General features: G+C 38.9%; 36 protein-coding genes and 3 pseudogenes. 30 read left to right on the top strand and 9 right to left on the bottom strand.

The window, feature by feature from the left end:
• Positions 1-126: 126 nt before the first annotated feature.
• From RVY80_RS05570 to RVY80_RS05615, 10 genes are all read left to right on the top strand, one after another.
• Entirely contained in the window at positions 127-702 is a 576-nt protein-coding gene (locus RVY80_RS05570) for a nitroreductase family protein (protein WP_317329998.1), read from the top strand.
• Between the two features lie 276 nt (positions 703-978).
• Complete coding sequence (locus tag RVY80_RS05575) at positions 979-1,302, top strand: DUF554 family protein (protein WP_317329884.1); 324 nt, start codon at positions 979-981, stop codon at positions 1,300-1,302.
• Between the two features lie 52 nt (positions 1,303-1,354).
• Positions 1,355-1,705 (top strand): DUF554 family protein, encoded by a 351-nt coding sequence (locus RVY80_RS05580; protein WP_317329886.1) that lies wholly within the window; start codon positions 1,355-1,357, stop codon positions 1,703-1,705.
• A 30-nt stretch (positions 1,706-1,735) separates the two neighbouring features.
• On the top strand, positions 1,736-3,166 hold the full coding sequence (locus RVY80_RS05585) for an MFS transporter (protein WP_317329888.1): 1,431 nt from the start codon (positions 1,736-1,738) through the stop codon (positions 3,164-3,166).
• A gap of 101 nt (positions 3,167-3,267) precedes the next feature.
• Complete coding sequence (locus tag RVY80_RS05590; RefSeq protein ID WP_295191683.1) at positions 3,268-3,627, top strand: arsenate reductase family protein; 360 nt, start codon at positions 3,268-3,270, stop codon at positions 3,625-3,627.
• Between the two features lie 398 nt (positions 3,628-4,025).
• On the top strand, positions 4,026-4,379 hold the full coding sequence (locus RVY80_RS05595; protein ID WP_317329891.1) for an HNH endonuclease: 354 nt from the start codon (positions 4,026-4,028) through the stop codon (positions 4,377-4,379).
• A 2-nt stretch (positions 4,380-4,381) separates the two neighbouring features.
• Positions 4,382-5,338 carry a site-specific DNA-methyltransferase gene (locus RVY80_RS05600; RefSeq protein ID WP_317329893.1) on the top strand — a complete coding sequence of 319 codons (957 nt, stop codon included), beginning with the start codon at positions 4,382-4,384 and terminating at the stop codon, positions 5,336-5,338.
• Positions 5,339-6,337: a DNA cytosine methyltransferase gene (locus RVY80_RS05605; RefSeq protein ID WP_317329999.1), complete on the top strand. Its 999-nt coding sequence runs from the start codon at positions 5,339-5,341 to the stop codon at positions 6,335-6,337. It abuts the gene before it with no gap.
• 15 nt (positions 6,338-6,352) lie between these two features.
• A complete protein-coding gene (locus RVY80_RS05610) occupies positions 6,353-7,309 on the top strand; it encodes a hypothetical protein (protein ID WP_317329894.1) in 957 nt (318 codons plus the stop codon).
• A 100-nt stretch (positions 7,310-7,409) separates the two neighbouring features.
• Positions 7,410-7,778, top strand: a complete 369-nt coding sequence (locus RVY80_RS05615) for a hypothetical protein (RefSeq protein WP_317329895.1) — start codon at positions 7,410-7,412, stop codon at positions 7,776-7,778.
• 195 nt (positions 7,779-7,973) lie between these two features.
• On the opposite strand, the gene RVY80_RS05620 is transcribed toward RVY80_RS05615, so the two are convergent.
• Both RVY80_RS05620 and RVY80_RS05625 read right to left on the bottom strand, forming a co-directional pair.
• Positions 7,974-8,972 carry a glycosyltransferase family 2 protein gene (locus tag RVY80_RS05620; protein ID WP_317329896.1) on the bottom strand — a complete coding sequence of 333 codons (999 nt, stop codon included), beginning with the start codon at positions 8,970-8,972 and terminating at the stop codon, positions 7,974-7,976.
• Positions 8,973-9,189: 217 nt separating this feature from the next.
• Positions 9,190-9,465 carry a hypothetical protein gene (locus RVY80_RS05625; protein ID WP_317329898.1) on the bottom strand — a complete coding sequence of 92 codons (276 nt, stop codon included), beginning with the start codon at positions 9,463-9,465 and terminating at the stop codon, positions 9,190-9,192.
• A 9-nt stretch (positions 9,466-9,474) separates the two neighbouring features.
• Here RVY80_RS05625 and RVY80_RS05630 point away from each other — a divergent pair, with 9 nt between their 5' ends.
• The 4 genes from RVY80_RS05630 to RVY80_RS05645 all read left to right on the top strand — a co-directional run bounded on the left by RVY80_RS05630 (position 9,475) and on the right by RVY80_RS05645 (position 11,106).
• Positions 9,475-10,023 (top strand): amidoligase family protein, encoded by a 549-nt coding sequence (locus tag RVY80_RS05630; RefSeq protein WP_317330000.1) that lies wholly within the window; start codon positions 9,475-9,477, stop codon positions 10,021-10,023.
• Positions 10,024-10,056: 33 nt separating this feature from the next.
• Positions 10,057-10,509, top strand: coding sequence for a gamma-glutamylcyclotransferase family protein (locus RVY80_RS05635; protein WP_317329900.1), 453 nt, complete (start codon positions 10,057-10,059; stop codon positions 10,507-10,509).
• Positions 10,499-10,675 carry a DUF5049 domain-containing protein gene (locus RVY80_RS05640; protein ID WP_317329902.1) on the top strand — a complete coding sequence of 59 codons (177 nt, stop codon included), beginning with the start codon at positions 10,499-10,501 and terminating at the stop codon, positions 10,673-10,675. The genes RVY80_RS05635 and RVY80_RS05640 overlap by 11 nt, the downstream gene beginning before the upstream one ends.
• A 116-nt stretch (positions 10,676-10,791) precedes the next feature.
• Positions 10,792-11,106 (top strand): hypothetical protein, encoded by a 315-nt coding sequence (locus RVY80_RS05645; protein ID WP_459350132.1) that lies wholly within the window; start codon positions 10,792-10,794, stop codon positions 11,104-11,106.
• On the opposite strand, the pseudogene RVY80_RS05650 reads toward RVY80_RS05645, so the two are convergent.
• Positions 11,058-11,631: pseudogene (locus RVY80_RS05650) on the bottom strand (transposase); the annotation flags it as partial. The gene RVY80_RS05645 and the pseudogene RVY80_RS05650 sit on opposite strands and share 49 nt — an antisense overlap.
• A 101-nt stretch (positions 11,632-11,732) precedes the next feature.
• Here RVY80_RS05650 and RVY80_RS05655 point away from each other — a divergent pair.
• Complete coding sequence (locus RVY80_RS05655; protein ID WP_317330001.1) at positions 11,733-12,242, top strand: IS3 family transposase; 510 nt, start codon at positions 11,733-11,735, stop codon at positions 12,240-12,242.
• Between the two features lie 13 nt (positions 12,243-12,255).
• Here the strand turns inward: RVY80_RS05655 and RVY80_RS05660 are convergent, their stop codons facing one another.
• The 5 genes and pseudogenes from RVY80_RS05660 to RVY80_RS05675 all read right to left on the bottom strand — a co-directional run bounded on the left by RVY80_RS05660 (position 12,256) and on the right by RVY80_RS05675 (position 14,718).
• Positions 12,256-12,651, bottom strand: a complete 396-nt coding sequence (locus RVY80_RS05660) for a hypothetical protein (RefSeq protein WP_317330005.1) — start codon at positions 12,649-12,651, stop codon at positions 12,256-12,258.
• Complete coding sequence (locus RVY80_RS10220; protein ID WP_411040701.1) at positions 12,606-12,989, bottom strand: transposase; 384 nt, start codon at positions 12,987-12,989, stop codon at positions 12,606-12,608. Before RVY80_RS10220 ends, RVY80_RS05660 begins: the two co-directional genes overlap by 46 nt.
• A gap of 156 nt (positions 12,990-13,145) precedes the next feature.
• Positions 13,146-13,634: a cupin domain-containing protein gene (locus RVY80_RS05665; RefSeq protein ID WP_317329906.1), complete on the bottom strand. Its 489-nt coding sequence runs from the start codon at positions 13,632-13,634 to the stop codon at positions 13,146-13,148.
• Between the two features lie 86 nt (positions 13,635-13,720).
• A pseudogene (locus tag RVY80_RS05670) lies at positions 13,721-14,317 on the bottom strand (LysR family transcriptional regulator substrate-binding protein); the annotation flags it as partial.
• Between the two features lie 14 nt (positions 14,318-14,331).
• Positions 14,332-14,718 (bottom strand): LysR family transcriptional regulator, encoded by a 387-nt coding sequence (locus RVY80_RS05675; protein ID WP_317329908.1) that lies wholly within the window; start codon positions 14,716-14,718, stop codon positions 14,332-14,334.
• Between the two features lie 77 nt (positions 14,719-14,795).
• Between RVY80_RS05675 and RVY80_RS10280 the strand changes: the two are divergent.
• The 3 genes and pseudogenes from RVY80_RS10280 to RVY80_RS05685 all read left to right on the top strand — a co-directional run.
• A pseudogene (locus RVY80_RS10280) lies at positions 14,796-14,918 on the top strand (IS30 family transposase); the annotation flags it as partial.
• Between the two features lie 308 nt (positions 14,919-15,226).
• Positions 15,227-16,060 (top strand): pyridoxamine kinase, encoded by an 834-nt coding sequence (locus RVY80_RS05680; protein ID WP_317329910.1) that lies wholly within the window; start codon positions 15,227-15,229, stop codon positions 16,058-16,060.
• Positions 16,061-16,089: 29 nt separating this feature from the next.
• On the top strand, positions 16,090-16,737 hold the full coding sequence (locus tag RVY80_RS05685; RefSeq protein WP_295193643.1) for a TatD family nuclease-associated radical SAM protein: 648 nt from the start codon (positions 16,090-16,092) through the stop codon (positions 16,735-16,737).
• A gap of 99 nt (positions 16,738-16,836) precedes the next feature.
• Here the strand turns inward: RVY80_RS05685 and RVY80_RS05690 are convergent, their stop codons facing one another.
• Positions 16,837-17,649, bottom strand: coding sequence for a DNA-3-methyladenine glycosylase family protein (locus RVY80_RS05690; RefSeq protein WP_317329911.1), 813 nt, complete (start codon positions 17,647-17,649; stop codon positions 16,837-16,839).
• Positions 17,650-17,820: 171 nt separating this feature from the next.
• On the opposite strand from RVY80_RS05690, the gene RVY80_RS05695 reads away from it, so the two are divergent.
• The 12 genes from RVY80_RS05695 (at position 17,821) to RVY80_RS05750 (ending at position 25,319) form a co-directional block, all read left to right on the top strand.
• The gene (locus RVY80_RS05695) at positions 17,821-18,291 is read left to right on the top strand and encodes an FAD-dependent oxidoreductase (protein ID WP_317329913.1); all 471 of its coding nucleotides are present in this window, start codon (positions 17,821-17,823) and stop codon (positions 18,289-18,291) included.
• Positions 18,292-18,544: 253 nt separating this feature from the next.
• Positions 18,545-19,063, top strand: a complete 519-nt coding sequence (locus RVY80_RS05700; protein WP_317329915.1) for an NAD(P)H-dependent oxidoreductase — start codon at positions 18,545-18,547, stop codon at positions 19,061-19,063.
• Positions 19,064-19,187: 124 nt separating this feature from the next.
• A complete protein-coding gene (locus RVY80_RS05705) occupies positions 19,188-19,667 on the top strand; it encodes a GNAT family N-acetyltransferase (protein ID WP_317329917.1) in 480 nt (159 codons plus the stop codon).
• 73 nt (positions 19,668-19,740) lie between these two features.
• Positions 19,741-19,926: a Rossmann-fold NAD(P)-binding domain-containing protein gene (locus tag RVY80_RS05710; protein WP_317329919.1), complete on the top strand. Its 186-nt coding sequence runs from the start codon at positions 19,741-19,743 to the stop codon at positions 19,924-19,926.
• 18 nt (positions 19,927-19,944) lie between these two features.
• Positions 19,945-20,232: a Rossmann-fold NAD(P)-binding domain-containing protein gene (locus RVY80_RS05715; RefSeq protein ID WP_295193655.1), complete on the top strand. Its 288-nt coding sequence runs from the start codon at positions 19,945-19,947 to the stop codon at positions 20,230-20,232.
• Positions 20,233-20,516: 284 nt separating this feature from the next.
• Positions 20,517-21,197: a TraX family protein gene (locus RVY80_RS05720; protein ID WP_317329920.1), complete on the top strand. Its 681-nt coding sequence runs from the start codon at positions 20,517-20,519 to the stop codon at positions 21,195-21,197.
• Between the two features lie 243 nt (positions 21,198-21,440).
• The gene (locus tag RVY80_RS05725; RefSeq protein ID WP_295193660.1) at positions 21,441-21,707 is read left to right on the top strand and encodes an SIMPL domain-containing protein; all 267 of its coding nucleotides are present in this window, start codon (positions 21,441-21,443) and stop codon (positions 21,705-21,707) included.
• Between the two features lie 122 nt (positions 21,708-21,829).
• A complete protein-coding gene (locus RVY80_RS05730; RefSeq protein WP_295187766.1) occupies positions 21,830-22,177 on the top strand; it encodes an MGMT family protein in 348 nt (115 codons plus the stop codon).
• Between the two features lie 122 nt (positions 22,178-22,299).
• Positions 22,300-22,635 carry a hypothetical protein gene (locus tag RVY80_RS05735; protein WP_295187769.1) on the top strand — a complete coding sequence of 112 codons (336 nt, stop codon included), beginning with the start codon at positions 22,300-22,302 and terminating at the stop codon, positions 22,633-22,635.
• A gap of 10 nt (positions 22,636-22,645) precedes the next feature.
• The gene (locus tag RVY80_RS05740) at positions 22,646-23,551 is read left to right on the top strand and encodes a threonine aldolase family protein (RefSeq protein WP_317330002.1); all 906 of its coding nucleotides are present in this window, start codon (positions 22,646-22,648) and stop codon (positions 23,549-23,551) included.
• A gap of 175 nt (positions 23,552-23,726) precedes the next feature.
• Positions 23,727-23,975 carry a GlsB/YeaQ/YmgE family stress response membrane protein gene (locus RVY80_RS05745; RefSeq protein WP_295187772.1) on the top strand — a complete coding sequence of 83 codons (249 nt, stop codon included), beginning with the start codon at positions 23,727-23,729 and terminating at the stop codon, positions 23,973-23,975.
• A 321-nt stretch (positions 23,976-24,296) separates the two neighbouring features.
• Positions 24,297-25,319: a branched-chain amino acid aminotransferase gene (locus RVY80_RS05750; protein ID WP_310746297.1), complete on the top strand. Its 1,023-nt coding sequence runs from the start codon at positions 24,297-24,299 to the stop codon at positions 25,317-25,319.
• Positions 25,320-25,369 lie beyond the last annotated feature (50 nt).

Here is a 25,369-nt window from a genome sequence, read left to right on the forward strand (position 1 = left end):
TTTTGCTTTTTCGTTAGGTGTGTACTGTGTTCGTTTCATAGTGCCTCCGTTTGATTAAATATTACATTCAACCTAACTTAAAAAGCAACTTTTAGTGGTCTAAATTCTTGGGTCCATTATAAAGCGATACAAACACGTCATAGTACACGAAAGTTTAAAACTGATTCTGTAGAGAAAAACAAATTAGAATACATCATTGAAGCGGGTCGTATGGCACCGTCTGGCGGGAATACGCAGTTAACTCATTTTGTAGTTATCACGAATCCAGGGGTGTTGGCTAAGCTCATTACGTTGGTTCAAGAAGAGTATGGAAAAATGGAAATCACCGAAAATATGTTGCCTTATATGGTAAACATTATTAAAGCAGCCGCGGCAGGGACCTTTGTGTTCAATTACAATGCGCCAGCCTTGGTGATTTTGACTAGCCCTAGAACGTATGGTAATAATTTTGCAGACAGTGCTTGTGCTATGCAGAATATGATGCTTGCTGCTAATGAATTAAATTTAGGCAGTTGCTGGGTTAATCAGTTGCGGTGGCTCCACGATAATCCTGTGGTTATGGATTTCTTAGCCACATTAGGTATCAGCCAGGATGAAATGGTTTGTGCTAGTTTGGTCGTTGGTTATGCGAATTTACCTAATGGTTTGCCAATCCGTAAGGTGAATGAACCAAAAGGGTATAAGGTTACTTTCATCGATTAATTGATTTCATAGATTAATTCGTTTTAACGGTTACATTGGATTATTAGTTCCCTCACAACCATCCAGAAATAGCTGTTGAAATCCATAACGGCAGATTGTTCATGGGGGACAACGCAAGTCTATAGGGATGTATGGGTTTTTCCAAGAAGTAAATGGTAATTACTATAGCTTGCCCCAGGTGTGTGCATATTAGTTGATTTAGAAGCTCACTATTCAGAACTAGTGAAATAGAACAGTAGAAATGGTATTATATAAAGAAATAGAAAGGGGTATGTTATGCCAGGGTTAGGAACGGTCCTAAATGTAGTGCTCATTATTTTGGGCAATATCATTGGTCTCTTGTTTCGCCAAGAAATGAAGGAGAGCCTCAAGTCCACCCTTATGGTGGTGTGCGGCCTCATTATTATTTTCATCGGCCTCGGAGGGACGATCCAAAAGATGTTTTATCTCCTCGATGGGGCTCTACAGATGCATGATTCGATGATGCTCATTATCAGTCTCGTCATGGGTTCAGTCCTTGGAGAATGGATTGATTTACATAGCAAAATAGCCCACTTTGGTGAGTGGCTTAAGGTAAAGACGGGGAAACAGCGAGGATAGTGAGTTTACGAATGCTTTTATTACTGCATCCTTAACATTTACTATCGGTGCCATGGGAGTTATCGGCGCTATTGAGGATGGTATTAGAGGCAATTACACCATCCTCCTTGTAAAAGGCGTCATTGACGGCATAATCGTTATGGTTATGTGTTCGTTTATGGGGCGAGGGGCGATGTTTTCCTTTATTCCCGTTGGTGTTGTGCAGATTATCATCACCATACTCGCCTATGTGTCAGAGCCCTTCATCACGAAGGCAGCGATGAATAATTTGTCTTACGTAGGGTCTATTTTGATTTTTTGCGTAGGTTTGAACCTGCTTTGGCCTGACAAGATACGCGTAGCTAATCTACTGCCTGCTATTTTTATTGCTATGGCATTGTCCTATGTGCCGTGGATACCATAATATTTTGTGTTGTTGGAAAAGGAGCCTACTATGACAGAGTCTACCGTGAACGAACCAAGTATTAACGAACCAAGTATTAACGAACCGAGTACTAATAAATTGGGCACTACTATGAATAGCGGAGTGTTAGGTCATCTGCCTTTTGGTGTATGGCATGTTAAATTTCTCCTTATCATGGCGGTAGCCTGGGCCTTTGACGCGATGGACACGGGTATTATTGCCTTCGTATTGCCGAAATTGATGAAAGTATGGTCATTGTCGCCAGGGCAAATCGGTATAATTGGCAGTATGGGCCTCGTTGGTATGGCCATTGGCGCTGTATTAGCAGGGACTTTAGCGGATAAGTTTGGTCGCAAACGAGTTATGATCGGCATGATGGTGGTGTACGGTTTGGCTAGCCTTGGTTGTGCTGAATCTACTAGTTTTGAAATGTTGCTATTGTTCCGCATTATCGTTGGATTCGGTTTAGGTGGTCAATTGCCTGTAGCCGTTACATTAATTAGCGAATACGCGCCTATATCGCACCGAGGACGGATGATTGTATGGGTAGAAAGCTCTTGGGCGGTTGGTTGGCTGGTGGCGGCTATTATGGCCTATTTCGTCATTCCTGATTATGGTTGGGAACCAGCCTTTTACGTAGGTGCTCTTCCTGTGTTGTGGGCCATCGTTGTAGCCTTTACCATTCCTGAATCTGCTCAGTATTTAGAAAAGCAAGGCAATTATGACGCAGCCCGTAACATTGTCGGGCATATTGTACATGACGCTGGCACCGCTGGTACAGTGGCTGTAGAGGCGGCAAAATCAGCTGTAGTGGCTATTAACTCAGATGCCAGTGATACCACGAAATCAGTTAAAGCGTTCACAGTGGCTACGTTGTTTTCTAAACCGTATTTACAACGGACCCTCTGTTTATGGATTGTTTGGTTTGGTCTTGTATTTTCCTACTATGGCATTTTCATGTGGTTACCTACTTTGCTCGTTAAATCTGGACACACTATGATTCAGTCCTTCTCTTTTGTATTGTGGATGACTATAGCGCAAATTCCTGGTTACGCTGTTGCAGCCTATTTGATTGATTGCATTGGTCGCAAGAAAACATTGAGTTCTTTTTTGTTATTATGCGCTGTGTCGGCCTATTTCTTTGGTCACGCTACGTCCAGCACAGAAATCCTTGTGTACGGTTGCGCTATGTCCTTCTTTAACCTTGGTGCGTGGGGCTGTATTTACACATACACGCCAGAAATGTACCCTACAGAAGGGCGCGCTACAGGTAGTGGTTGGGCAGCCGCTTGCGGTCGCTGTGGCGGTATCGTTGCCCCTCTTGTGGTGGGGGCGCTCTTTACAGGACCTGACCAATTTGCCCTTATTTTCGGTATCTTCACCGGTGTTCTCGTTATTATTTCCCTAACATTGTGGTTCTTAGGTGTAGAAACGATGAACAAGGAATTAGATTATATTTAGTAGTGCCCTTTGGGGCGGCTAAATGTTCTATGGTTCAATTAACGCTCTGTGGTGTAATCAAACGTGCTATGGTACAATCATATTTTTTGAAAGGAAATTTCATGTTATACGTAACATATCCTAAATGTACAACTTGTCAAAAGGCTAAAAAATTCTTAGACGCTCACAATATTTCTTATACTGAAAGAAATATTAAAGAAGAGAATCCAACAGCAGCGGAAATCGCTAGTTGGTATCCAAAAAGTGACAAGAAAATCGAACGATTCTTTAACACCTCTGGTTTGGTGTATCGTGCAGAAAATTTGAAAGATAAATTACCAACCATGAGTGAAGAAGAAAAAGTAGCTATGTTAGCTACAAATGGTATGCTTGTAAAACGACCTATTCTAGTGCTAGATCACAAAGTACTAGTAGGCTTTAAAGAAGCAGAGTGGAAAGAAGCACTAGGTATTGCTGAATAATTAAGTATATAGTTTCAACGGATGAAGATGTTATGCGAGCTTTAAGGCTTAAAGCTAAAACACAAGACGATTTGATTGAAGCGGTTAAAGCAAGACTTGGTGGAGGTTGTGATGGAGGCTATGGTTCTTAGGTATCGTTATGTTATGCTGCTATCTATGAAGGACATTGCAAGGAAGATGCATTATACCCTTCGGTGGACGCAGATGATTCATGTTAAGGCGCTTACTCATTTTGAAACACTTCACCCCACTTCACCCTAGTTCATACGACTTCACCCCACTTCATCTAGAGTTCGCCCCCTAGGGTGTGATACGATTAAGCTGTAAGAATAGAAACTAATAAAGCCTTCATAGGAGAAATCCTGTGAAGGCTTTTGTCATAGATAAAGGAGAAAGCGATGCCGAGAAAACCAAGGAGATGCTGTGCGTATCCAGGGTGTCCGAAGTTGGCAGAAGAGAAGAGTACCTATTGTGCTGAACATAAGAAAGTTATGGATAAACAGTATCAGACCTATGAACGCCCTACAGATATTAATAAAAAGTACGGCAGAGCCTGGAAACGAATCCGTGACCGTTATGTTAAAGGCCATCCCTTATGTGAGATGTGTCTTAAACATGGTAAGGCAGTACCGGTGGAGGAAGTCCATCATATTGTGCCAATGTCGAAAGGCGGGACGCATAGCACGGATAACTTGATGTCCTTGTGCCAGTCTTGTCACACAAAGATTCATCTTGAGATGGGAGATAGATAAGAATGGTGCCAGGCGGGGCTAGTTTACGAGAGTTTGGTTTTATCAACCCTGTTATTATCGATAGTGATTATAACGTAATTGCTGGACACGGTAGAATTATGGCTGCCAAGGAAGAGGGGCTTAAAGAGGTGCCTTGTGTGTTGGTAGACTATTTGACGGAAAGTCAGAAAAAAGCCTATATCTTGTCGGATAACCGAATGGCTATGGATGCAGGGTGGGATGAAGAACTTCTTCGTATTGAAATTGAGTCACTTCAAGGTGACGGTTTTGAGATAGGATTCACAGGCTTTGATGAAAATGAACTTGCCGATTTGTTTGGAACAGATGATACATCGGATATAAAAGATGATGGCTATGATTTATCAGCAGCTCTTGAAAAGGCAACTTTTGTAGAAAAAGGTGATATCTGGACGGTAGGGCGACATAGGCTTATGTGTGGTGATGCTACTGCAAGTGTTGATGTGTCCACTCTTATGGATGGAAAGAAAGCGAACCTAGTTATTACGGATCCGCCTTACAATGTGGCTTTTGAAAGCTCTGATGGTCTTTCTATAAAAAATGATAAGATGACTACTGATAAATTTTATGAGTTTTTGCTCGCTGCTTTTAAAAATATGTCAAACCATCTTGAAAGTGGTGGTGCTGCTTATATTTTTCATGCAGACACAGAAGGTTTGAATGTTAGACGAGCTTTTTTAGATGCAGGCTTTCGATTAAGTGGCTGCTGTATTTGGGTAAAAAATGCACTTGTGCTAGATACCTTTGGTGGCAGTGGCTCTACCTTGATGACCTGCGAGAAGATCAATCGTATTTGCTATATGATGGAACTTGATGAAAAGTATGCCTCTGTAATCCTTCGTAGGTATGTAGAAGATACAGGGGATAGTGAGAATGTATTCGTTATTAGAAATGGAGAGAAGTCCACTTACTCAGACCTTGTAAAAGAGGTGGAAGAATAAATAAAATATACTAATTTAACCCTCGGTAGCTTATTTGATGGTTCTGGGGGTTTTCCTTTGGGCGGATTACTATCTGGGATTAGGCCTATATGGAGTTCAGAAATTGAACCTTTTCCGATTAGGGTTACAACTAAAAGACTACCACAAGTAAAGCATTATGGAGATATTTCAAAAATGAATGGTGGTGAGATTGAACCTGTAGACATCATTACCTTTGGTAGTCCCTGCCAAGATATGAGTATTGCTGGTAAACGAGAAGGACTTTCTGGTTCGAAATCTTCTCTTTTTTATCAAGCCATCCGGATTATAAAAGAAATGAGGTGTAAGACCAATGGTAGAAAACCAAGATTTATCGTTTGGAAAAATGTCCCAGGTGCATTTAGTTCCAACAAGGGCGAAGACTTTAGGGCAGTCATTGAAGAAATCTGCAAAATCAAAGATGAATCGGTGTCTATCCCTAAACCTAACAAGTGGTACACAGCAGGAAAAATACTGGGAAATCATTACTCCGTTGCCTGGAGACAACTTGATGCTCAGTTTTGGGGAGTACCCCAGAGAAGAAAACGCATCTATCTTGTCGCAGATTTTGCAGGTAGGAGTGCCGGAAAAATATTATTTGAGTCCGAAAGCTTGTCAAGGTATTTTACGCAGAGCTTCTGCTCGTGGCAAGGAACTGCCGAAAGTGCTGAGGCTGGCATTGGAGAGGCAAGCACTCTTGTTTTAAATGACCAAGGCGGTCAGCGTATGGATGTACTTGATGATAAGACATCAACACTTAGAGCAACGGCGAACCACCCACCTTGCGTTATGTTTGAAAATCATAGCCAGGATACTCGCTATACGGGGCCATTGGATGTTGCACCAACGGTTTCTGCAACTTATGGAACCGGTGGAAACAATCAGCCTTTTGTAACTACGGCAGGATTTTGCACAGAGCATTCATCTAAAAGCCGTGGTATTGGTTATGAGGAGGAAGTTTCACCGACTTTAAGAGCATGAACAGTTCCAGCCGCCATGGCATTAAATGATACTCCAAAAACCCTTAAAATCCGCAGTGGCTGCGAGGGCGGAGGAAAAGGTGCATTAATACAGGATAATAAATCTGCAACTTTATCTTGTAATAATGATCAGACGCTGTTCGAGCCGAAGGTATATGGAATATGTTCTGATGGCAGTAACTCCATGAAATCAAACAATCCTCACAGCGGCATTTATGAGGCTGATACTTCAAGAACGATTGATGGAAACGGAGGCAATCCATCGTGCAATCAAGGTGGAATGGCTGTTATAGAAAGTTTCTCTTTGCAAGGTTCTATGATTGGGGGAAAAGATGAGAATGGTCCTAACGGTGACGGCATTAACAAAGAGGTATCGTTCACCCTTAATACCACGGATAGACACGCAGTTTATTCAATGACAACAGGTGATTTTATGCAGGTCAATATAGAAAAAGCACCAACTCTGGCAGCAAGAGATTATAAAGCCCCCAATGTTGTATCACAGCCTTGCTATTCCATTGATAGAGAAACCTTTAACTGTGGGAAGAACTTTGCGAGAAATCTCGGAATTAAGGAAGATGGTGTTGCAGCTACTTTAAATGCGCAAGGACCATCAGCAGTTGCATGGAATGGAGAAAAGATATCTCCAGTTGAACCGAACTATACGGTTCGTAGACTCACTCCTATGGAATGTGGAAGGCTTCAAGGTTTTCCGGATTTTTGGTGTGAGAACCTTTGCACAGAAAATCCCACTAAGGAAGATATCACATTTTGGACAGCCGTCTTTGAAACACATCGAAAAATTATAGGAGAGTCTGCAAAGCCAAAGACAGAAAAGCAGATTATAAAATGGCTGAAAGACCCTCATTCCGATTCTGCAGAGTATAAAATGTGGGGAAATGGAGTGGCTCTCCCCTGCGTCTGTTTCGTGCTGATAGGCATTGTGTTATTTACACAAGAAACTGCTGATTAATCCAATAGTTGTTTTCTACAGAAAATCCTTAAATGACTTGCTATTTACAGCGTTTAGAGTGATATATGTAGTACCGAAAAAAAGAAAGGCGGTACGAAATATGCAAATTAATTATAATGTGACTGGAGATAAACGAAAATCACTAGTTGGTGCAATCAGTCAGGAACTGAATGCTCCTGCACAATACCTCGGTGCTCCCACATTTTCTTATGAAGTGGGTGGATACCACGTCGATAAAAATGGTGTGGTCACAGGTGAGGATAATTACGAGTTAATAGCAGACTTGAAAGGTTTACACGACCTTGCACCAGTCAGCGAGGAATATGACACACCTCTTCCAGAGGCAGAACCTATACCGGAGAATTTACAAATTCCATATGAGGAAGCACTTGGCAGAAGGATTAGCCCCTACCATGATTATGAGGAACCACCTATGTATGGAATACCTGAGCAAGATGAAACATTGTAACAAACGTGTAACTCTCTTCGTGCATCATCAATAAGTGCGAAATCAAAGATTTCCTTGTTAGTTAGGAAATTTGATCCGTTGAAAAATTCAGGACTAAAGGTCTTAATAGTAACCGCTCCATTCTCATATAAACTTATTCACTTATTTAAACATATTCGCTTACTTAAACGTAGTATTGGAATTAACCCGATGATTTTATTTAAACTTCTTTTTTAACTGTTCCAAAGCAAACTTAGTGTGCCCATAAAACTTAGACAATCCTTGATTATGTAATGCTGCGTAGAGCAATACTACATTCCTGCCACCAATAGGTGGGCGGTCCGGTGCATTCTCTTCGTCTCGCAAATAGTTCATTACATAGTCTACTTGTTCTTGTGAAATCTCAGGCTTTACTAGATTCAACCCGATACACCCAACACCATTACGAATAGCGCGATAGCGATAATATTGAACAAGCTCCGGCATACCTAACTCCGCAGCTAAAGGCTGTCGATACAAAAAGGAACAAAAAAAACCATACTTATTTTTAGCACTTAAATTGCTAGTAATAGAATTTTCATTTTCACAATTATAGTAATATAAAGGCTTTTGCAAGTAATAGATAGATTCTACCTGTTTAAACAGATCAGGCATAATCAAGAAATCTTCAAAATTTGTATTCTCTTGAAATCGAAGGGAGGACCACAAATGCTTTTTGTAAAACTTGTTCCACACAAAACAAGAAATTTTATCTTCAAGAATAGCTTTATATGCTGCCTCTCTATCTTTAAAAAACGCTGTATCCATAGACTGTGGCGTTATGGTGCCATGTTCTACAATGGAAATGTCAAAAATGACAACGTCTACTTCTTTATCGATGGCGGTGCGCAAACAATTCTCTACTAAAGTAGGATTAATATAATCGTCACTGTCAACAAAGACGATAAACTCACCTTTCGCTATATCCAACGCATCATTACGCGTGCAGCTAAGGCCCATATTTACCTCGTGATGAATAACCGTAATGCGTGGGTCACTTTCAGAATAGGTGTCACAAATCGCACCACTACCGTCTGGTGACGCATCGTTCACTAAAATAATTTGCAAATGACTATAGGTTTGGTTCTGAATGCTTTCAATGCATTTCCCAATATAGGCCTCTACTTTATACACTGGCACGATGACCGTCACCAATGGCTGATTTTCATACTTCATAATCGATTAACCCCCTTTATCACAGACGGTACTTATTTAGTCGCTTCCGCCCTCGTTTCAATGGTATTTTTGCCACTGTATAATCCAATTTGCTCTTAAGTACTTTCGCATGGAACTCTACCCAATCTAAGATGGAATCTTTGCGAATCTACACCTCTCACCACATAGGCATGCTGTCGGTACAATTAGTATAAACTAATTGTACCGACATGACAACTCACTGGCCAGTCATATGACGGTTCACAACCTCTTGCAACTCATTCCATTCTACAGGAACACTCTGTACGTACCATGAAACGCACACACCGTCCATCGGTTCTGTTAACACACGACACCGAACACCATCCCAATAATAAAGGGACAATTGAGGCTGCCCCTCCCTAGAATAGACAATCCAATCGTACATAAACTGGTCATTCCCTAGGTTTTGAATAAATCCGTCTAATTTAGGCATAGGTTCATATAATTCTATTTCTGAAAATCCCGCTTCCATCCCATTAACATCTACAATATGAACTTCAATCCACCGAGAAGCATTCGAAACTTCATCAACATTGTTGCAAGTAAGAATGACCTTTTTTATAAGGCTTTACAGATTGCTCCAGAGCGTATGAATTACTGCAAGAAGATGGATAGCCTTTTGGTAGAGAAAGTAAACCACCGCAAACCAAAGACTATGGAAGACATTGAGAAACTATGGTATGAGGGATACAGCGAAAGCACCCGCCAACATTACCATAAAAGCCGCTACCATTTCCTAAACCTGCATAGCTTTTTTACGGGTAACCATACGGTTGAACTGCGAGGCTTTAACAGCGAACTCCACGCAGGCAAGGTTAGAAGCTACATTGTACTTGCTTTAGCACTTAACAACCAAGCCTTGACGCAAAAGTGTGCCAGCAGTAAAAAGCCGCAAACCGACAACGAGAAGTTTGCAATGAGAAATTACCTTAACCGCATAGGCTTTATCGGCGAAGAATTTGCAAATTGCAGAGAACACTTGACCGCACACCTTGATGGTTCAGCGGCTTGGCGATTTCGGGCAGCCTGAACGGTTACCCCATAACAAGGAGGACAAAATACGATGAATAAAACACTTTATCTAGCTTATGGCTTCAATTTAAATCTTGAGCAAATGGCGCACCGATGCCCCACAGCAAAGCCTGTAGGGGCGACCATGCTAAGGGACTACGGATTATTGTTTTACGGTGGAAACGGCGGTGCTGTGGCAACTGTGGAGCCTTGTAAGGGCAAGGCCGTACCATGTCTGTTGTGGGAGATTACCTCAGATGATGAAGCAGCGCTTGACCGCTACGAGGGGTTTCCATTCCTTTACCGTAAGAAAACAGTCAAGGTTAAACTTGGAAAAAAGAACGTAGAAGCAATGGTGTATCTTATGAACGAAGGCAGACCGCTCGGTACTCCAAGCTGTCATTATTACAGCATTATTTTGGAAGGATATAATAAAGCAGGCTTTGATACCGGCATTCTAAAACAGGCTGTTGAAGATTCTATGGAGGAAAATGATGGACAATAAAATTAAGGAACAGATACTAAGGGTACGTGAAACAGGACTGACAAATATGTTTGATACATCAATTGTTCAGCGAATTGCCCATGATATGGAGTTTTTTGAACTGGTTGTTTATCTTGAAGATTACCGCGAGGAGTATGTAAAATTCATTCTCTATGGTGAAGAATAACAAATAACGTTATATCGAAAAGGACGGCTCCGCTGAGGGGCTGTTCCTCGTACACATAGATTTTAAGTCGCTGTCACAGGCGGCTATTTTTATTGCACAAAGGGTGGTGACGGCAAATGCGGAAACTGAAAAAATATAAGTCTACCAAGTTTAAGTCAAAGGACTCTGTTTACAATGAGGAGGCTGCGGATTATGCCGTCAATTTTATCGAGTGCTTATGTCATACCAAAGGTACATGGGCAGGTAAACCCTTTGAATTGATTGACTGGCAGGAGAGGATTATCCGAGATGTTTTTGGGACTTTGAAACCAAATGGCTATCGCCAGTTCAATACTGCATATATAGAAATTCTTAAAAAGCAAGGTAAATCAAAACTAGCCGCAGCCTCTTTACCTTTACGCTTACCAACGATAGTATCTATTTCCCAATGACCAATCTCAAGATGTAGCTTAACGATATCTGGTCGTTTATCAATACTTCGGCCAAAGATGCGTACGTTCTTTGCTTGTTTAGGCTTTGATTTTTTACGACTAAGCAGTTCTGGTACATCGAATAGGGAATGGTAGGCGTGATTGATTAAGGGCGTTATACAGCGTTTTAGCACATACGTCTAATGACCAGTTAGCTTTTTTAACTTGCTCTGCAACCCAAATAGCAAATGGACTTTCAGACGTAATGCGCTGTTTACGACCAGAACGTTTTCTGTTTTCATAGTAAACGGCTTGACCTCGACTAGGTACATACTCTGTTGGTCTGCCTCGATGTGTCGTCTTAGTTGCAGTGCCACGTTTTAATTCGTAGCCCACAGTACTAGGTGAGCAATTAAGTGCTTTTGCAATCTGGCGATAAGAGTAACCTTGCTTATGGAGCGCTTTGATTTCGCATCGATCTTCAAATCTTAAGTGTTGTCCTCTTTCGCGAGGTAGGGTATTAATGGTATTATTTAGGTAGTCCATAGTGATTGCCTCCGGTTAATTTTGTGTCGTAACTTAATTTTACCATTGATGCAATCCTATGGATCTTTTTATTTAGTTTTAGTGTTCAATTTCATTCTACAATTTACGATCCATATTTATTAGACGGCTTGCATATTAATCGACCTAATCAAGTCTGGGCTATCGATATAACATATATCCCATTATCTGCATCATGGCTCTATCTTACAGCTATTATCGACTGGTACTCTAGATACATCATCTCTTGGGAACTCAATGACTCATTAGAAATGAGCTTTGTTTTAGAAGCAAGTAGAAAAGCATTGTCTATGGCTACACCAGAGATTATGAATAGTGACCAAGGAAGTCATTTTACTAGTCATAAATTCACGGATCCATTTTTAAAAGCTGGAAGTAAAATTAGCATGGACCACCGTGGCAGAGCCTTTGATAATATCATGATTGAGCGTTTATGGCGCACTATTAAGTATGAAAACGTGTATCCAATGCAATACTACAGCCCCAAAGAGGCTCGTATCTTAATCAAAGAATACATCAATTTCTATAATACTGAACGGTATCACCAAAGCTTGGATTATAAAAAGTCAGCAGAAGTATATTTTTATAACTAGCCTTTGACCAAACTTAAATGTTAGCAAAAAATGGTCTTGACAATGGGGTCCACTTTAGTGTTTTACGATGACCTTTACCAGATATTAGAGCAATGTCTAGTTCAACTAACTTATCACGTAAAAACGAGAGCAATACTTCATCTGTATCCGCATCGACTTGTTCACCCGTAACGGCTAGAATATCTCCTTTTATGGTATCTAACTTCCCAGGTATCTTCGCAAGTTCTGTATTTACACGCTTTTTACACACAAAGGTATAACGGTTTGCGTCAGCTTCTAATTTAGTGCCATCAATAAATACTTCTCCGAAATCAATACTATCCTTTGTAGATAACCGTTCTATGAATTGAGCGAAAAGCCTTTTTAAAACTTCTGTCGGTATACGTGCAAAAAAGCGTTGAAAAGACATGTGGCTAGGGACTGGGTAGCCACGTAGTAACCACGTAGTAACAACATGTATTGTATATTCACTTGGCACTGATGCTTTATAGCACGGGTTGAATAAATGCCCTCTAACATCGCAAAACAATATACTTTAAAGAAGATGTCCGGCGGTACTACAGATTTTCTCCCTTTAGGAGAATATAAACGCTGCAACTCTGTATAATCCAACTCCTCCAATACAGCGTCTAGTAAACGTACCGGTTCATCATCTGATATCATCAAACCATAATCTAATGGTAAAACCATTTGGCGAGTGCCTGAAAGTTTGTTATAATTTTCTTGGTAATTTATGTTACTAGTCATACTTAAATTATACCAACAAAATAGCCCCGAAAGGGGCTATTTTGCTATACGGATATAGAAAATACGCGGCTCAATCATACTTTCGTATGACTAAACCGCGTGTTTTCATTTTAAGGAGCTATTTTGTTACAGTCCCTTTTTGTCGTGTCGCAACGATTAGAACCGGCCATCCTTAATCATTACAGTAGAGTCATCAACCATTGCTTTTAAGGCATCGTGGGATTCTTCGGTCATTCCATCTACTAAAGATCCATCGACCATATCGTTACGCTGAGCAGCTTCTGTAGTTACTGTTGGCTGTGATGCTTCTTTTTCAGGGAAGGTTACGATTAGAAGCATTTTGAAGTTTTCTATACCATAAACGGCATGTGGGTGATTGGCTGGCATAACAATACTTTCACCTGCATGCAAGATGTAGTCAACACCATCAATTGTGATGCGGCCAACACCTTCTAAGGCATTAACGATAGCATCCCCTTTAGATTCATGTGTGCTGATACCTTCGTCTTTTGCAAAAGCAAATAAAGTTAAACCAACACCATCATTTTGGATTAATGTTTTGCTTGCTACTTGGCCATCTTGATATGTCACTTGGTTTTTAAGTTCTAAAACTTCTTTTTCTGCAATATTTTTTAAGATACTCATAGTTAAAACCTCCTATTGAAATTACCGTATGGGACAATGTGATTATTGATTACGCGTTGTCGATGGTTTTAGTATAAACTTTTTAACTATAAAATTCTGTAGCTGTAGCTACAAATAAATGGATATATTTCGCATTTATACATAATTTTGTATTGATAGGGCATTTCTTGTTGGATTTTTTGACCATATTCTTGTGCTAAATGAATAAAATACGTATTGGCACCGCTTAGATAGGCATCTCTTCGTTTTGCTAAACAGAAATTCCAACATAAATCAGGAAAAATTTCAAACCATGAAATTTGGTCGTGGAGAGGATTGTGTAGTGCTAATGAATAGGAAATAATTGAACAGCAAACGGAAGAGGCAAGCTTTATTAATACATGATTTAGACTTGTTTCAATTAAAATTTGAGGCGTAAAATTTGCTGCTTCAAATTCTTTTTCAATAATATGGCGCATGGTAGAGTTAGCGAACATGAGCGCGAAGTAATCGTCTTCTAATAATTTTAAATCAATTGTTGGCAGCGATTGGCGTAAGGGCCCTCCTTGAGGTGCAAGGAGATGTGTTTTCGGCAACCCAAGGATAAGTTTTTCGGTAAAGATAGGAAGATATTCTAAATCCTCTTGCTCATCTTCTTTCTTTAAGAGGACAAGTCCTAAATCCAGTTTTCCTTCTTTGAGAAGTGTTTCTTGATGTGCTACGTACGTTCTTGGATATGTAGGTTAATATGAGGAAATTTTTCGTGAAAAAGAGGGAAAATAGCTGTAAAGAGATCAATACCATGCGCTTGCGTAGTTCCAAGAAAAATGTCGCCTCTGGCACCATCCTTTAACTCTCCTAATTGTGCATAGGTTACTTTTTGAATTTCCTGTATCTTTTTTGCATTTTCTACATAAATTTTCCCTGCTGGCGTTAAACTTAGATGTTGTTTATTACGCTGAAATAGTTGTAATCCGAGTTCTTCTTCTAGCTTGATTAATTTTTGATTTAATCCTGATTGACTTATGTATAGTGTTTTAGCAGCTCTACTGATATTGCCATGTTCTGCAATTGCCAAGATATAATCGGAACGATTGGTAATCATGAAGGAAGCCTCTTCTTAAATTTTATACTATACTCTCTTAGAATAGTTAAGTTTACTTGAATGCATGCGAGGTATACTACTCTGCTGAGCAGATTCTCTGGTTTTCAGAGGATATGAATTCATTACCTAGAAAGTCCCTTGGGTATGATACGCCTGATGATTTATTTGAAGCTTATTTAGATACCGTCTATGCAGCTTAAATTATTTGGTTAAAGGTGTTCAATTTGAACTTGCAATTTTAGGTTCAATTTGAACTTGCAATTTTAGGAAAATTCATATCGTTAAGCGGTAACTAAGACGTGAGTTATTATAAAATATAATGATAATGTAAACTCGATAATAAATTAATCTTGATTAGAATGACGTAGAGCAGTACCTATAAATAAGGACTGCTCTATTTTATTGACAGATAGTGTACGATATTATAATTTAAATATGTAATATGAAAATAATCTAATGAGCGTATCAGATTGGATAATAAAATTTAATGTTGGTGGGTGAATATAGAATGGAATCACAAAAAAAGATAGCACTTATTAATGATGTAACAGGATTTGGTCGTTGCTCTGTAGCCGTGGAGTTACCGTTAGTTTCTGCACTTAAGGTGCAGGGCTGCGTATTACCAACGGCTATTTTATCTGTTCATACTGGCTTTCCAGAATTTTATATTGATGATTATACAAATCGGATGACTGAGTATATCGACTCGTGGCTGCAAAATCAGCTAACCTTTGATGGTGTTCTTACCGGCTTTATTGGATCCAAAGGTCAGATTGAAATTATTATTGATTTTATAAAGAAACAAAAGCAAGGGACATCCAATCCGTTAATTATTGTAGATCCTGTGATGGGGGACAATGGACAGTTATATGCTTCCTATAATAAAGCAATGTGTAAGGCTATGCAAGACCTTGTGGCTCACGCAGATTTGATTATGCCTAATTATACAGAGGCCTGTTTTTTATTGAATCATCCCTATGGCGATGAATCATTAGTATCTCATCAAACTTTGGTTGATATGGCAGATAAACTGTCAAAACAAGGCCCTCAATATGTTGTTATTACGGGACTTTCACGAGGTGATACCATTGAAACACTTGTGTATGAACGAGGAAAAGAACCTGTGTTTATTAGTTCTAATCGTATCGGTGGTGAAAGGTCCGGAACTGGCGATGTGTTTGCAGCGATTGTAGCATCCAGTTTGGTACAAGGGGAAGCCTTAGAACCAGCTGTAAGAAAAGCAATTGAATTTATCCGTAAAACTTTGTATCATACAGTTAAGCTAGATTTACCCCATAATTATGGGCTAGCCTTTGAAGAGTTTCTAACAGAGTTAAAATAGAAAAGAGGTGGTATTCTTTGATTATTTATATGGCAGATCATGGTAAGTACATGAATCCTGAAACAAGTTTAGCCCAAGACTCTGTAAGTCCTAGGGGCCTATATATTAATATAACAAATCGTTGCCCTTGTGCGTGTACGTTTTGCTTGCGAAGCATGAAACATTTGAGTCAAGAAAATAATCTTTGGTTACAAGATGAGCCGACCGTAGAAGAGGTAAAAAAACTGTTGGATGGTGCACCTTGGGATGTTATTAATGAAGTTGTATTTTGTGGGTTTGGAGAACCTACAGAACGACTTAGTGATGTCATTACATTGCTGAAATATGTAAAGAAAACACATCCGATGTTAAAAACCCGTGTTAATACAAATGGATTATCTGACTTAGTCTATAACCGAGATACATCTGTAGATTTTGAAGGTGGATTTTTAGATACAATTTCTATCAGTCTCAATGATGTTGATGCAGAAAGCTATTTGGCGATAACACGCAGTAAATTTGGCATTGTTTCCTATGAGTCTATGTTAGACTTTGCCGTACATTGCAAAAAATACGTGCCTAATGTTGTTATGACCGTTGTAGACCATGTATTACCACCAGAAAAAATAGAACGATGCCGAGAAATATGCGAGGAACGAGGTTTAACCTTACGTGTTCGTCCTTATGAAGATAGTTAAGCATAAGAAAAAAGAGTAGCAACTCATTACGAGTCACTACTCTTTTTCTTACATGTATGGATAGTTTGATTTTTAGAAGTCTAGATTATTTAACAGAATTTAGAATTCATCCTTATGTTGCAAACTATAATAAAATGCGTATTGCTGCATGACCCCTGCCACATCACCATAACTAGGAAATGGATCGACGCCGTTGTACTTAGTGTTAATGATTTTTTCAATCCATGTATCCACAGGTGCTCGGCCGATGCGGTTATAGCCAAATAACATAATGCAATTGGCTACTTTGTCGCCCACGCCTTTGATGGATTTTAGCATGGTGAATAATGTATGGTCATCGAATTCATACCATTCATTAGTGACGATAGTATTGTATAATGCTTGTTCAACTGCATCCTTAACATAGGGTAATCGATAACCTAGCCCACATTCAGATAATATGTCATCGGTTGCGTCCTTTAATTGTTCAGGTGTAGGGAACAAATACACTATTTCGTGCTCTGTTGTTACAAGACTACCGAAATGTGTACAGAGGGCCTCTACCGATTTCTTGATGGCAGGAATGCTTTTTCGTTGTGAAAGTATAAACGTGATTACCATTTCCCATGGATCTTGGCGTAAGATACGGATACCTAATCCTTCACGAGTGGCCTTTTTCATGAACGTATCCTTGGTGGTTAAGCGTCTAATTTTCTTATAGCTCCGCGTTAAATCGAAATAGGGAAGCCATATGGTATTCCATAGTTCCTCTGTACAACTGATATCGTAGCTTTCATCAGATAACTGTTTGATATATAGAATGTGATTTCTAAAAATGAATCGTGTATATCCATTGACTGTGGGACAACGGAAGCATTGGCCACTGTTGCAGATTTTGAATAGATTAAAATCGTCTTTGATGGTGATGAGCATAATAATATCCTCGATAAAAATAAGGGTAAATATAGGGGAAATTAGTCTTACTATGATTATATACCAACTATAAAAATAAACACTTCTATTTTTTTCGATATGATATGGAGTATAATAAACATGTAATACAAATATGCAGTGCATGTTTATTTTATTTTCATGAAGGTCAACATGAGCGAAAGATTTGATATTGCCATTCTTGGCAAACGTAATTTAACCAGCGCTTTGCGTGCAGCGAATTACAATAAATTAGTATCTGCTGGTGTCACAGTGCTCGATGGTGTTGGTGCTTTCACCAGTGCCACTGACATAGTGGTAACTGCCGGCGATGGTACAAAACAAACAATTACAGCTGAAAAATTCATCATCAATACTGGGGCAGAACCAGTGATGCCAAAGATTCCTGGTCTAGAAAACAATCCATATATCTATGTTAGTGAAAGTCTCCTTGATCTAGATGTATTGCCAGAACGATTGACTATCATCGGTGGCGGTTATATTGGTCTTGAATTTGCATCTATGTATGCTAATTTTGGTAGCAAGGTAACTATTCTACAAATTGAAGATGCATTTTTACCTCGTGAGGATACTGATATGCCGACAATATTGAATCCGTACTCGCTACTAAGGGTGTTATCGTAATTAAAGGCGTTACATTCCAAGCGGTAAAAGGTAATTATACAAATCTTTCAAAGAATATACACGAAACAACCGAGTATGTAAAATTATTTTTACGTAATTTGTTGCTTGGTGAAAGTCATGAGTTAAGAAACCGAGATTTACACATTGATGCGTGATTTTTATTGCTAACGTGTAATTTGATTTTATACAATTAAAATGATATAATTTCATTAAATTCAATATAATACTATCTCTCAATAAAAGAGTGATTATCATGAATACAACCGTATTAGTATTCCACCCACATATTACAGAATCCAAAGTTAATGCAGCATTAGCAAAGGCTATCGAAGGTACAGAAAACGTAACTGTTCGTTACCTATATGACATCTATCCAGATGGCAAAATCAATGTAGAACAAGAACAAGCAGAACTTGCTAAAGCAGATCGTATTATTTTTCAATATCCAGTGTATTGGTATAGCATGCCAGCATTGGCTAGACAATGGATGGATGATGTATTTGCCTATGGTTGGGCCTATGGTAGCAAAGGTAAAGCACTACACGGTAAAGATTTTGCTGTAGCAGTATCCGTAGGTGCACCTCTTGCAGCTTATGCACCAGATGCTGAAGTAGGTCATACTGTAGAGGAGTTCTTACTTCCTTTGAAAGCATCTGCAGCATTCACTGGTATGAATTTCCAAACTCCATTCGTAACAGGTGGTGCTTTTACTATTACTGACGAAGCGTTGGCTAAACAAGTAGAAGCATATAAAGCTTTCATTAAAGCGTAAAATTTATAATAGAGAATGTAAGTAGAAAATAGTGGTTCTGACGAGCCACTATTTTTTTGCACTTTAGTAGAAATAATACAGTGATATAATAATATACATATAATCAAAATAGGGGGACACACTTATGACATATACCATTCGAGAAATCGAATCTAAGGACAACAAAATAATCGAAACCATCATTCGTAATGCTCTGATTGAGTATGGGGGAAATCACGAGGGGACGGCTTGGGCCGATCCTGACTTAGGACGGTTCTCTGAAATATACGGCACTACTGGTAAACGATACTGGGTAGCCGAAGATGAGCAAGGTCGTGTCGTAGGGGGCACAGGTATTGGACCATTACCAGGTGCTGAAGGCGTTTGTGAATTGCAAAAAATGTATTGTATTCCTGAAGCACGCGGTACAGGTATTTCTCATCAATTGATGAATGTGGCTCTGGAGTATGCCAAAAATCATTATAAACAATGTTATTTGGAAACATTAGACAATATGGTGTCAGCTCAACGGTTTTATGAAAAATTTGGCTTTCATAGAACGGATGTATCACCAGTGACAACAGAGCATTTTGCGTGTGATGTAAAATACATCAAGGACTTATAATATTTTCTATTAATAGAATCCATTAGTAAAACTTATTTCAACCCCTTCGAAATGAAATTGATTGCCTCTCGTGATGAGCGATAAAAATATGGACAATGCCAACAATATTGCGACAATTATGAATAATGCAGGATTTGATGTGGTATCAGTTCGGATGGATTTGTCATTTCGTGAATCTATTTTGCAGTTCATCTCTAAGGGACAAGAATACGGCGATATTACAATGCTCATCAATGGCGCTGGTGTCTCCCCATCCTAAGCACCTATCGAGGCCATTTTGAAGGTTGATTTATACGGTACAGCCGTATTATTAGAAGAAGTAGGCAAAGTGATTGCCGAAGGTGGTGTAGGCGTAACCATTTCCAGCCAATCTGGTCATCGCATGAAACAATTAACACCAGAAGAAGATGCACAATTAGCCACTACACCAACAGAGGAATTGTTGAATCTTGAATTATTACAACCTCAAAACGTAAACGATACATTACATGCCTATCAATTGGCGAAACGTTGTAATGAAAAACGCGTTATGGCGGAATCCATTAAATGGGGAGAACGAGGATGATGGTGGCGCTACAGCTAGCTTCTTCTATGGTCCATTGAAACCAAATGCTTAAAATAGGTATATATAATTGAATACACATATGATGAGTTACGTAGTAGGTTGATGGCTAGATAGTTATAAAATTTACGAATTCGATAAATAACTCATAAAAATTAGGCGGTCAAATGATTTTAATTTTGACCGCCTTTTGATATAGTAAAAATAAAGATTAATCACAACTAATTTGTAGGCATTGAAAAGCATATCTTTGCCTAGTCATTTAATGAATGAAAAAAGAGAAAACTATGAATGGTACCTTATTAAAAGTAATAGCGCTGGTGGCCATGACACTAGATCACATAGGGATGATTTTATATCCTGGGGTAAATGAATTTAGGGTGGTGGGCCGACTGGCGTATCCTATCTTCGCCTATATGATTGCCGAAGGATTCCGCTATACGAGATATCGTTGGCGCTATTTCTCCATCATCTGGGTTATCGGCCTCGTATGCTCGGTCATAGACTATATAGCACGAGGCAGTTTATATCAATCTATATTTATTACCTTTGCTATATCGATTTTGTATATGCTAGGTTCAAGCTATGTGAAAGACCAGTATAAGCACATGACCCGGTATCAACATGTACTATGGGCCCTTATATGCATCGTTGTATTAGGTCTGACAGCCTATATCTGTTATGGTAAACCAATTCCTGGATTTATCATCGATTATGGATTCTGGGGCATCGTAACACCAGTCATCATATATTTGGCAAATACGAAAACGGCCAAATTCATTGCCCTCACAGTAGGTCTAAGAATTTTATCTTTTGAACTAGGACCTAATCAAATTTACGCATTATGGGCATTGCCACTATTGGCTCTATATAATGGTGAAAGAGGCCCAGGATTTAAATTGTTTTTCTACGTATATTACCCATTGCATTTGGGCGTACTGTATATGATTAAACAAATCTATTGGTAGAGTAGTGAAATAACTCTAATGATAAAACTATTGATACATGAAGTGCTAGAATGACTGAATGTATGTGTGAATACAATAACTAAATACAATAACTAAATACATACATGGATAAAATAGTTAATATTGAATTATAAGGGTGTGTCATCATATGGAACGAGTAATAACAGTAAAAGGTGTGGGAACCTATTCGGCAAAACCAGATTATGTGAGAGTATCCATGAAACTCATCACCATCAATTTGAAATGAATGCTAATGCAGTTCAAGAAGAACTATTAAGAAGTGCTACCATTAATGCTCGTCAAAAAGCAGAAATTTTATGTGATGGCGCCGGTAGTAAACTAGGTCAATTATTACGCATTGATTACAACTGGTCTGAGATTAATATTTATTCCCGTACGCAGTATGTGGCAGAAGACATGGTGATGTACAATTCATTATCTAGTATCGATATTGAACCAGATGACGTGGAATGCGAAGACACGGCTACATTTGTATGGACGATAGAGTAATAGAGTAAATGTATAAAGAGCTGTCATTATCCTGTGCAAGGGGCCGTTAGTTATATGGTAGTGTGGATGCTAATAGCAATTAGGGAATTAAACGATGATAGTCATTAGTGGAGTATAGCGATATGTTTTATGATTCATTTGAACGACAACCGAAAAAGCGAAAGGAATCGGTACTGACAGAGGAACTAATCTATGAAGTGTTATCCGTAGTAGAGGAGATTCCCTATGGCAGAGTGGCGACGTATGGACAGATTGCTAAACTCATCGGTAGAGATAAGAACTCACGCCTTGTAGGGAAGATTTTAAGTAATGCTGATTACTATGGTAAATACCCATGTCACCGCGTGGTGAATCATGCGGGCCGACTCGTACCAGGTTGGAAAGACCAACGAGATTTGCTCATAGCCGAAGAGGTGGCTATGAAGAATGAGGAGCATGTGGATATAAAAAGATATAAGTGGGATTTGTAATTATGATGATGTAAGGGGGAATAAACTATGACAAAGATATCGACAAGAGAAGAGTTGTCATCAGTTGAAATGAATAAAGAAAATAACTTTACAATTAAATACAGTCTTGGTAATCAATATATATGACAGAACATACAATAGAACAGATTCCCTGCTATATTGAGGCTCATATAGTTTCTAAAAGTGCACAGAATATTCATGTCATATATCTCGGCATCGATGAGCACGATTTAAAAGGTTTAGAGACCACATGTGAGTTAATAAAAGAATCCTGTCCAGATTGTTCCTACATCATCGTCTCCTATATGCCTGGAGACTGGAATACAGAAGCTATGTATGAAATCATACAGGCTAATGCTAATGTAGAGAATCATATACTAGAGTGGAATCAAGGCAAGCATTTTAAGGATGTGCCACAACGAATTGCAAAGGGCATCGTATGGTCCTTACAGCATTAAATAGATTAGAATCCTACCCTATGTCACAAAATATTTAGAAACTTTTCTCAGTGGTGGTACACAGACGAATCAAATCGTCATTAACAGCATGTTGCAATCCTATGAAGGTGTAGTAGCCGCTGAAACAGGTCATGTCAGCGTGCATGAGGCAGGTGCTATTGAATTTTCTGGTCACAAGGTACTAACCATACCATCTCATTTGGGGAAAATTGATGTGGCAGAGCTTTCACAGTATGTAGAGAATTTCTATAATGATGGGAATCATGAGCACATGGTGTTCCCAGGGATGGTGTATATTTCACAACCGACCGAGTATGGCACATTATATACCTTAGATGAGCTCACAGGGATTCGTGAAATTTGCGACAAACATCAAATACATTTCTTTATTGATGGGGCGCGATTAGGTTATGGATTAGCATCACGTGATGCGGATGTGACACTACAAGATATCGCTCGATTATCCGACGTGTTTTATATTGGTAGCACGAAAATTGGTGCCCTTATTGGCGAGGCCGTAGTGTTTACGAAAGAAACACCGAGCCATTTTGTGACGCGCATTAAGCAACATGGTGCATTATTGGCGAAGGGGCGTCTGTTGGGTATTCAGTTCAGTGAATTGTTCACCAACGATCTCTATATGTCCATTAGTCGTCATGCTATCGATATGGCCGAGCAAGTGAAAGAGTTACTTCATGAATATAATTCTAAATTCTATTTGGAATCCCCTACAAATCAACTGTTTGTGATTTTACATAATGATGACGTGAAACGTTTGAGCGAGCACGTACGTGTGGGGTTCTGGGAATCCTATGATGCGGACCATACGGTAGTGCGTTTTGCCACCAGTTGGTCTACCACACAAGCGCATATTGATGAATTTCGTATAATTTTAGGCGATTTCGGCAATAAATAAAATACAGTTATAAAATGTTTTTTGAAGGAATGTTTCATGCAAACACTTTAATTTTATATATTATAGATACTTTAATTTTATATATAGATTAGGTATTCATCAAAAATTTTAAATTTTATGTGATACAATAACGATGTAGTGTATAGGGAATCTTTTTATCATAGGAGGTCTTATCATGGGATTTATTTCTTGGATTATTATTGGAGGTCTAGCTGGTTATATTGCTAGTATCTTTATGAAAACAGAAGAAAAAATGGGTAAAATTGCTAACACCGCTGCAGGCGTTGTAGGTGGTACTGCTGCCAATTATGTATTAGGCAAATTTGGTATCGCTGGCCTAGATGGCTTTGGCATCCAATCCTTAGTTGTTTGCATTATCGGTGCAGCTGTTGTTATCGGTATTGTAAAAGTCATAAAAAAATAGTATCACTACTAATTTAACGATAATATATATGCCACTATGTAATAGTGTGTAAAAGGCTCGTCTGGGAGACGAGCCTTTTAACTTTCACCATAAGATGATTATGTGTGGAGAATAAGAGACATTTATATGAGATTTACATAATGTATACTACAAAAATACAGATGTTTGTGCTATGATTGTGAACATAGGATTAAAGTCAGATATAATCTCGCTAGTTAGGCTATGGAAATTATTAGAGAAAATAGTAAAATACATTGTAAAAATAATTCTATAGTGTTAAGATTGTATGTATATTAGATAGAGAAATTTGGAGGCGATCTTATGAGTCAGAATCTTGATTGGGCTAACCTAGGATTTGGTTACCATGAAACAGAATATCGTTATGTAACTAATTATAAAGATGGAAAATGGGATGAAGGCGGTTTAATTACTGATGCTAACGTCGTATTAAACGAATGTGCCGGCGTATTACAATATGCACAAACTGTGTTTGAAGGTTTGAAAGCGTATTATACAAAAGACGGTCATATCGTATGTTTCCGTCCTGATCTAAATGCAGAACGTTTGAATAACTCTGCAGAACGTTTGATTATGCCTAAACTTCCTGAAGGTCGTTTCGTAGAGGCGATCAAAGCTGTTGTAAAAGCAAATAAAGATATGGTCCCACCATATGGTACTGGTGCAAGCCTATATATCCGTCCTTACATGATGGGTACAAATCCTGTTATTGGTGTTAAACCAGCTGATGAATACCAATTCCGCGTATTTTGCACACCAGTAGGGCCTTACTTTAAAGGTGGGGCAAAACCAATTCGTATCAAAATTTCTGATTATGACCGTGCAGCTCCACATGGTACTGGTGATATTAAAGCTGGTCTTAATTATGCTATGAGTTTACATGCCATCGAAGAAGCACATGAACAAGGTTTTGCTGAAAATATGTTCTTGGATCCTGCGACTCGTACAAAAGTAGAAGAAACTGGTGGCGCTAATTTTATCTTCATTACAAAAGATAACAAATTAGTAACACCTAAATCCAATAGTATTTTGCCATCTATTACTCGTCGTTCCTTGATGTATGTAGCAGAACATTATCTTGGTATGCAAGTAGAACATCGTGAAGTATTGTTTAGTGAATTGAAAGACTTTGCAGAAGCAGGTCTATGTGGTACTGCTGCAGTAGTATCCCCAGTTGGTTCTATTCATACTAAAGATGGGGACATCAACTTCCCAGCTGGTATGGAAGAAATGGGTCCAACAACCAAAAAATTATATGATACATTATTGGGTATCCAACATGGTGAAATCGAAGCACCAGAAGGTTGGGTAGTACGTATCGACTAATTTTTAGTGGATAGACTCAATGACATAAAAAACTAGCAGACAAAATGTCT

It is taken from the genome of Veillonella absiana (assembly GCF_032970865.1).
Classification (GTDB): Bacteria; Bacillota; Negativicutes; order Veillonellales; family Veillonellaceae; genus Veillonella; species Veillonella absiana.

What these genes read in the sequence shown, in the direction of transcription:
- RVY80_RS05575 (WP_317329884.1), top strand. Translation starts at nt 979, where the DNA reads ATGCCAGGGTTAGGAACGGTCCTAAATGTAGTGCTCATTATTTTGGGC.
- RVY80_RS05580 (WP_317329886.1), top strand. Translation starts at nt 1,355, where the DNA reads ATGGGAGTTATCGGCGCTATTGAGGATGGTATTAGAGGCAATTACACC.
- RVY80_RS05585 (WP_317329888.1), top strand. Translation starts at nt 1,736, where the DNA reads ATGACAGAGTCTACCGTGAACGAACCAAGTATTAACGAACCAAGTATT.
- RVY80_RS05590 (WP_295191683.1), top strand. Translation starts at nt 3,268, where the DNA reads ATGTTATACGTAACATATCCTAAATGTACAACTTGTCAAAAGGCTAAA.
- RVY80_RS05595 (WP_317329891.1), top strand. Translation starts at nt 4,026, where the DNA reads ATGCCGAGAAAACCAAGGAGATGCTGTGCGTATCCAGGGTGTCCGAAG.
- RVY80_RS05600 (WP_317329893.1), top strand. Translation starts at nt 4,382, where the DNA reads ATGGTGCCAGGCGGGGCTAGTTTACGAGAGTTTGGTTTTATCAACCCT.
- RVY80_RS05610 (WP_317329894.1), top strand. Translation starts at nt 6,353, where the DNA reads ATGGCATTAAATGATACTCCAAAAACCCTTAAAATCCGCAGTGGCTGC.
- RVY80_RS05615 (WP_317329895.1), top strand. Translation starts at nt 7,410, where the DNA reads ATGCAAATTAATTATAATGTGACTGGAGATAAACGAAAATCACTAGTT.
- RVY80_RS05620 (WP_317329896.1), bottom strand. Translation starts at nt 8,972, where the DNA reads ATGAAGTATGAAAATCAGCCATTGGTGACGGTCATCGTGCCAGTGTAT.
- RVY80_RS05625 (WP_317329898.1), bottom strand. Translation starts at nt 9,465, where the DNA reads ATGGAAGCGGGATTTTCAGAAATAGAATTATATGAACCTATGCCTAAA.
- RVY80_RS05635 (WP_317329900.1), top strand. Translation starts at nt 10,057, where the DNA reads ATGAATAAAACACTTTATCTAGCTTATGGCTTCAATTTAAATCTTGAG.
- RVY80_RS05640 (WP_317329902.1), top strand. Translation starts at nt 10,499, where the DNA reads ATGGACAATAAAATTAAGGAACAGATACTAAGGGTACGTGAAACAGGA.
- RVY80_RS05645 (WP_459350132.1), top strand. Translation starts at nt 10,792, where the DNA reads ATGCGGAAACTGAAAAAATATAAGTCTACCAAGTTTAAGTCAAAGGAC.
- RVY80_RS05660 (WP_317330005.1), bottom strand. Translation starts at nt 12,651, where the DNA reads ATGTCTTTTCAACGCTTTTTTGCACGTATACCGACAGAAGTTTTAAAA.
- RVY80_RS10220 (WP_411040701.1), bottom strand. Translation starts at nt 12,989, where the DNA reads ATGACTAGTAACATAAATTACCAAGAAAATTATAACAAACTTTCAGGC.
- RVY80_RS05665 (WP_317329906.1), bottom strand. Translation starts at nt 13,634, where the DNA reads ATGAGTATCTTAAAAAATATTGCAGAAAAAGAAGTTTTAGAACTTAAA.
- RVY80_RS05675 (WP_317329908.1), bottom strand. Translation starts at nt 14,718, where the DNA reads ATGATTACCAATCGTTCCGATTATATCTTGGCAATTGCAGAACATGGC.
- RVY80_RS05680 (WP_317329910.1), top strand. Translation starts at nt 15,227, where the DNA reads ATGGAATCACAAAAAAAGATAGCACTTATTAATGATGTAACAGGATTT.
- RVY80_RS05685 (WP_295193643.1), top strand. Translation starts at nt 16,090, where the DNA reads ATGGCAGATCATGGTAAGTACATGAATCCTGAAACAAGTTTAGCCCAA.
- RVY80_RS05690 (WP_317329911.1), bottom strand. Translation starts at nt 17,649, where the DNA reads ATGCTCATCACCATCAAAGACGATTTTAATCTATTCAAAATCTGCAAC.
- RVY80_RS05695 (WP_317329913.1), top strand. Translation starts at nt 17,821, where the DNA reads ATGAGCGAAAGATTTGATATTGCCATTCTTGGCAAACGTAATTTAACC.
- RVY80_RS05700 (WP_317329915.1), top strand. Translation starts at nt 18,545, where the DNA reads ATGAATACAACCGTATTAGTATTCCACCCACATATTACAGAATCCAAA.
- RVY80_RS05705 (WP_317329917.1), top strand. Translation starts at nt 19,188, where the DNA reads ATGACATATACCATTCGAGAAATCGAATCTAAGGACAACAAAATAATC.
- RVY80_RS05710 (WP_317329919.1), top strand. Translation starts at nt 19,741, where the DNA reads ATGAGCGATAAAAATATGGACAATGCCAACAATATTGCGACAATTATG.
- RVY80_RS05720 (WP_317329920.1), top strand. Translation starts at nt 20,517, where the DNA reads ATGAATGGTACCTTATTAAAAGTAATAGCGCTGGTGGCCATGACACTA.
- RVY80_RS05725 (WP_295193660.1), top strand. Translation starts at nt 21,441, where the DNA reads ATGAATGCTAATGCAGTTCAAGAAGAACTATTAAGAAGTGCTACCATT.
- RVY80_RS05730 (WP_295187766.1), top strand. Translation starts at nt 21,830, where the DNA reads ATGTTTTATGATTCATTTGAACGACAACCGAAAAAGCGAAAGGAATCG.
- RVY80_RS05735 (WP_295187769.1), top strand. Translation starts at nt 22,300, where the DNA reads ATGACAGAACATACAATAGAACAGATTCCCTGCTATATTGAGGCTCAT.
- RVY80_RS05745 (WP_295187772.1), top strand. Translation starts at nt 23,727, where the DNA reads ATGGGATTTATTTCTTGGATTATTATTGGAGGTCTAGCTGGTTATATT.
- RVY80_RS05750 (WP_310746297.1), top strand. Translation starts at nt 24,297, where the DNA reads ATGAGTCAGAATCTTGATTGGGCTAACCTAGGATTTGGTTACCATGAA.